The organism is Sphingomonas segetis (assembly GCF_009720245.1).
Lineage (GTDB): Bacteria > Pseudomonadota > Alphaproteobacteria > Sphingomonadales > Sphingomonadaceae > Sphingomicrobium > Sphingomicrobium segetis.
In genome coordinates, this window is the sequence record NZ_WJSQ01000189.1 from 1 (window position 1) to 4,404 (window position 4,404).

General features: G+C 68.6%; 2 protein-coding genes. Both read right to left on the reverse strand.

The features are described from left to right. The coding region (locus GH737_RS13245) for a translocation/assembly module TamB domain-containing protein (protein WP_476749619.1) at nt 1-2,487 on the reverse strand (2,487 nt) is incomplete at its 3' end. Continuing rightward, nucleotides 2,487-4,404 (reverse strand): autotransporter assembly complex protein TamA (locus GH737_RS13250; protein WP_155265270.1); only part of this gene is annotated, 1,918 nt, incomplete at its 5' end. The genes GH737_RS13245 and GH737_RS13250, both read right to left, overlap by 1 nt.

Below are 4,404 nucleotides of genomic sequence, written 5' to 3' on the forward strand. Positions count from 1 at the left end.
ATCGCCGGCGCGGGTCAACACCGCGGCCTCCCTGAGCACCAGCGGCTGGCGCTCGATCCGGCCGCTTCCGGTCAGCCGGATGCGGTCCGGCGAGACGTCAGCGAGCGTCGAGAATTCGAACGAGGCGCCGCGCCTGCCGGCGAACGCAGCGCGGACCTGGCCGATGCCGTTGACCAGCCTGGCATTGGCGGTGAGCCGAGCGAGCGTGATCCCGCTCGCCTCCACCCCGCGCGCGTCGACGACCCCGTCGATCGTCGTCCGCTCGTCGGCGAGGATAATCGTGCCGTCGATGCGGCCGCTGCGCACCGAAAAAGCGTCTTGGAAGGTCGCGTTCCGGGCGGTGAGATGCGCATCGATCCGCTGCGCGCCCGAAGCCGGCGCGAAGTCGAGGGTGCCGGCGAGCGTGCCGCCCGCCAGCGTCAGCCGCCCGGTAAAGCCGCCCGGATCGGAACGCAGGCTTCCGCTGGCATGGGCCCCGCCCGCATCCAGCGACGCGATGGCGATGGTCGTGGGCCCATCCTTCGGCAACAGGATCTGGCCGTTGCTGGTGAACGGTCCAAGCTTCGAGCCGCCGTTCGCGCGATAGTCGAAGCCGGCGGCGGTCGGCTCGAGCAGCAGGCGCATCCTGGTGATGCCGAGCGCCTCGTTGGGGCTCTCGAGGAACAGGTCGATCCTGGGCCGCTCGATATGGCCATCGAGCACCAGCCGAAGCGGGCCGTATTTCGCCTGCCTTCCCGAGGCGACGATGTGGAAAGTGCCGTCCTTCAACCGCTCGCCGGAGCCGGACAGCCGGAGCTTGGGCGAATAGATCTGCAGGTTTGTGAAATGGACGATGCCGTCGTTGCCGCGCTCGAGGTTGGTGGTGAGCGAGGGAAGCCCGCCGGTGAGATCGCGGAAGAAGCTGTTGTCGAGCCGCCGGACCCACGCCTTCGCGGTGCCGACGACGTGCGAGCCCTTGCCGTTGGGCCCGGGTACGACCCGAAGGTCGGTCATCACGTCGACGATGCCGAGCCCCGGGATCAGGTAGCGCTGCATCGCGCCCGAGAGCGTCACCTCGAAGCGGCCGCTGACGAGGTCGATCAGCACCGATAGCTTGCCGGTCCATTTGGCGCTGGTGAGCTTGAGGTTGTCGCCGCGCACCATTTTCGGTGTGACCGTCAGCCAGCCTTCGATTTTGGGGTTGGCGAGCATCGCCCCGGCGAGGTCGCCGATGCCGGTGATGGCGCGCGCCGAGAGCCGGATCGGGACGCGCATCGGCCAGGCCGACAGGCGGCCCCTCCCCTCGGCATGCAGGGCGGTGAAGCCGGTATCGTCGAACTTCACATAGTCGGAGATCAGCCGGTAGGAATAAGCGGCGGTGGCGAACGGCCCGTCGAGAGTCCACACCATCCGCACGTTCTTCCCGGTCATGTTCGGGAAGAGCGCTGCTGGCTTCACGAGATCGACACCCAGGCGCACCTCGCGGTAGCCGTTGTTCGCGAGGTCGAGCGAGCCTTTGGCGATCGCGCGAAGCTGCGGAGAGGAGGCGGTCAGCTGCCCGTCGAGGATGCGGTCCTTCAGCGTTGCAGCGCCGCGGATCGTGACAATGGGAATCGTGAGCCGCTTGAGCTTGCCCTTGAGGAATTGCGCCGGCGACCACTGGCCCTGGAGGCGGTAGAGGCCGTTGTCGACGCCGAGCGCGAGGCGCGCCGTCGGGCGGCCGGAGAGGTCGAGCGACGCCGTCCCGCGCCAACGGCTCCAGCTGCCCTTGCCGGCGATTGCCAGGTCGATCGCGCGCTTCGTGCCCACCATCGCCGGCACCAGCCCGTCGGCCGGCGCGATCACCCGCGCGCGCAGGTCGAACTTGTCGCGATCGGGCTCGGCATCGAGGTGGAGCGCGATGCGGTCGCCGCCGTTCGCGATCAGCGCCTGCAGCTCGACCAGCGCGCGGCCCGAATGAACGTCCGCCTTGCCCCATACGCGCCCGCTCCGCGCTTTGCCGCCGACCTTTGGCCCGATGTCGAGCCGGTTGATCCTGAACTCGCCGACGTGGATGTCGAACCCGGGAAGGATCGGCCCCTTCTTCGTGCTCGGCTTGAGCCTGGGCATTCGGATCAGCGTGACGCGATCGGCCGTCAGGCTGTCGATCGACAGCTTGTTGGCGAGCCACGCGCCGGGAGCCCAGTCGAGCTTGATGTTGGGAGAGGTCAGGAAGACGCCGCGCTGGTCGGCGAGGCGGACATTGCGCAGCTGCGACTTGCCGAAGATCGAGCCGTCGATGCGGCCGATGCGGATGCGCAGGCCCGACGAAGTCTCGAACTGGCCGAGCTGGTCGACGATGAAGCGGTGGCCTGGCGCGCTGTCGAGCAGCACCAGCAGCGCGGCGAGCAGGAACAGCAAGGCGATGAACAGGGCGAACAGCTCATTGAGCAGCCGACCCGCCCAGTCGCGCCGCAGCCGGACCTTCGGCGGCTCCTCCGTGTCGCGCTCGGCGACCGCCTCGGCCATCAGAACGCCTGTCCGAGCGAGACGGTGACGGCGAACGGACCGTCACCCTTCTGGCGGTTGAGCGGGAACCCGACGTCGACGCGGATCGGGCCGAACAACGAATAATATCGCAAGCCCGCCCCAACCGCGAAACGCCAGTGGGTTAAGTCCGGCATCGCCTTGGTCGTCAGCGAGCCGCCGTCGAGGAACGGGACGATCCCGAAATTGCCGCCGAACTGCTTCAACCGGATGCGGCTCTCGATCGCGAACTCGGCGAGCCCGCGGCCGCCGATCGGGTCGCCCTCCATGTCCTTGGGCCCGAGCTGCTGATAGCCGTAGCCTCGGACCGATCCGCCGCCGCCCGAGTAGAGGCGGCGCGAGGGAGCAAGGTCGAAGGTGCTCGCGCCGCCAATCGTTCCAAGCCGGATTCGGCCCGCGACGACCACCCTGTCGGAGACTGGCCGGTACGCGCTCGCGTCGATCTGGGTGCGGGCATAGGTCAGGCTCTTGCCGTGGCCCGAATATTCCGGGCTGATCCAGCCGCTCAGCCGGAACCCGCGCGTCGGGTCGAGCAGGTTGTCGCTGCCGTCATAGCCGAGCGTCAGCGGGAGAGCGGCGATGAAGAAGGTGCGCGTGCCCTTGATTCCGTCGGGGCTGAATACCCCGCGCTCGTCGGTCGCGAGCAGCTGCGCGCCGTAGCTCCAGGTCCATGTCTTCTGCCAGATGAAGTTGCTGAGCCGCTCGATGTGGCCGGCGAGCAGCACGGTGCGCGCCTCGTAGGCGTCGAATTTCTGATGCGAGCCGGTGAACTGGACGTCGAGCGTCTGGTCGCGCTGCAGGAAGTTGGAGCGGCGGAACTGGACGCCCGCGAGCTGCTCCCTGCTGCCGAGGATCCCGCGCAGGGTCAACGCGCCTTCGGGGTTGAAGAAGTTGCGATCGGTCCAGGTCGCCTCGATCGAGGCACCCTGCCCCGTCCCGTAGCCGATCTCGCCGGCGATCGTGTGCGAGGGCGCCGGCTCGAGCTGCACGTCGAGATCGACGACGCGCCCGCCCTGGACCGGTACCAACCTGATGCTGGCGTTCGCCACCAGGGTGGTGGCGATGAGTGCGCGCCGAAGGTCATCCACCTTCGAGCGCTGAAACTGATCCCCGCGTTCGAACCGGGCAATGGTCGCGACGTGGCGCGCGCTGAATGGCGGTTTGCCGCTGACATGGATCGTCCCGAAGCGCGCGATCGGCCCCGGACTCACCGGCAGCGACAGAGTCGCGAGATGAGTCTGGTGATTGACCTCGATATCCTGCTCGCCGACCTTCGCTTCGGCGTAGCCCTGCTCGCCGAGGGCCGTGGCGAGCGCGACGCCGGCGGCAATCACGTCCTCGGCGATCACCGGGTCGCCGGCTTTGACGGCAAAAGCCTCGCGCAGGCTGGCGGTCTCGGGACCCGCCGCATCGAGCCCCGGCAGCTCGACCGAAGCGAACCGGTACTGCGCACCGGGATCGGCCGTCAGGATGACCCTGAGCTCGTCGCCGTTGCGCTCGGTCCGCGGCTCGACAACCGCATCATAATAGCCCTGGCTGCGCAGCAATTCGGCGAGGAGGTCCGCATCGGCGCTGGCGCGGCGGCCGATCTGCGCCGCATTCGCCTCGTCCTTGCGCTCGGCTTCGAGCGTCGACTGCTTGCGAAAAGCGGTGAGCAGCTCTTCGGCGTTCCCCACCGCGGTCAAGCCGTCGACGTCGACCGCATAACGCACGCTCCCGACCGCCTCGGATGTCTGTATTTTCCCGGCCGGGACCTCGGTCGGCGGAGGCGCCGTCTCCGTCGCGTCGAGTTCCGGCCATTCCACGCCGAGTTCCGGCAGCGGCGCCAGCGGCGCATTCGGGTCGAGCTCGCCCGTGTCGCTCGGCGGAGGCGGCGGAGCGGCCTGGCCAAAGGCCGGG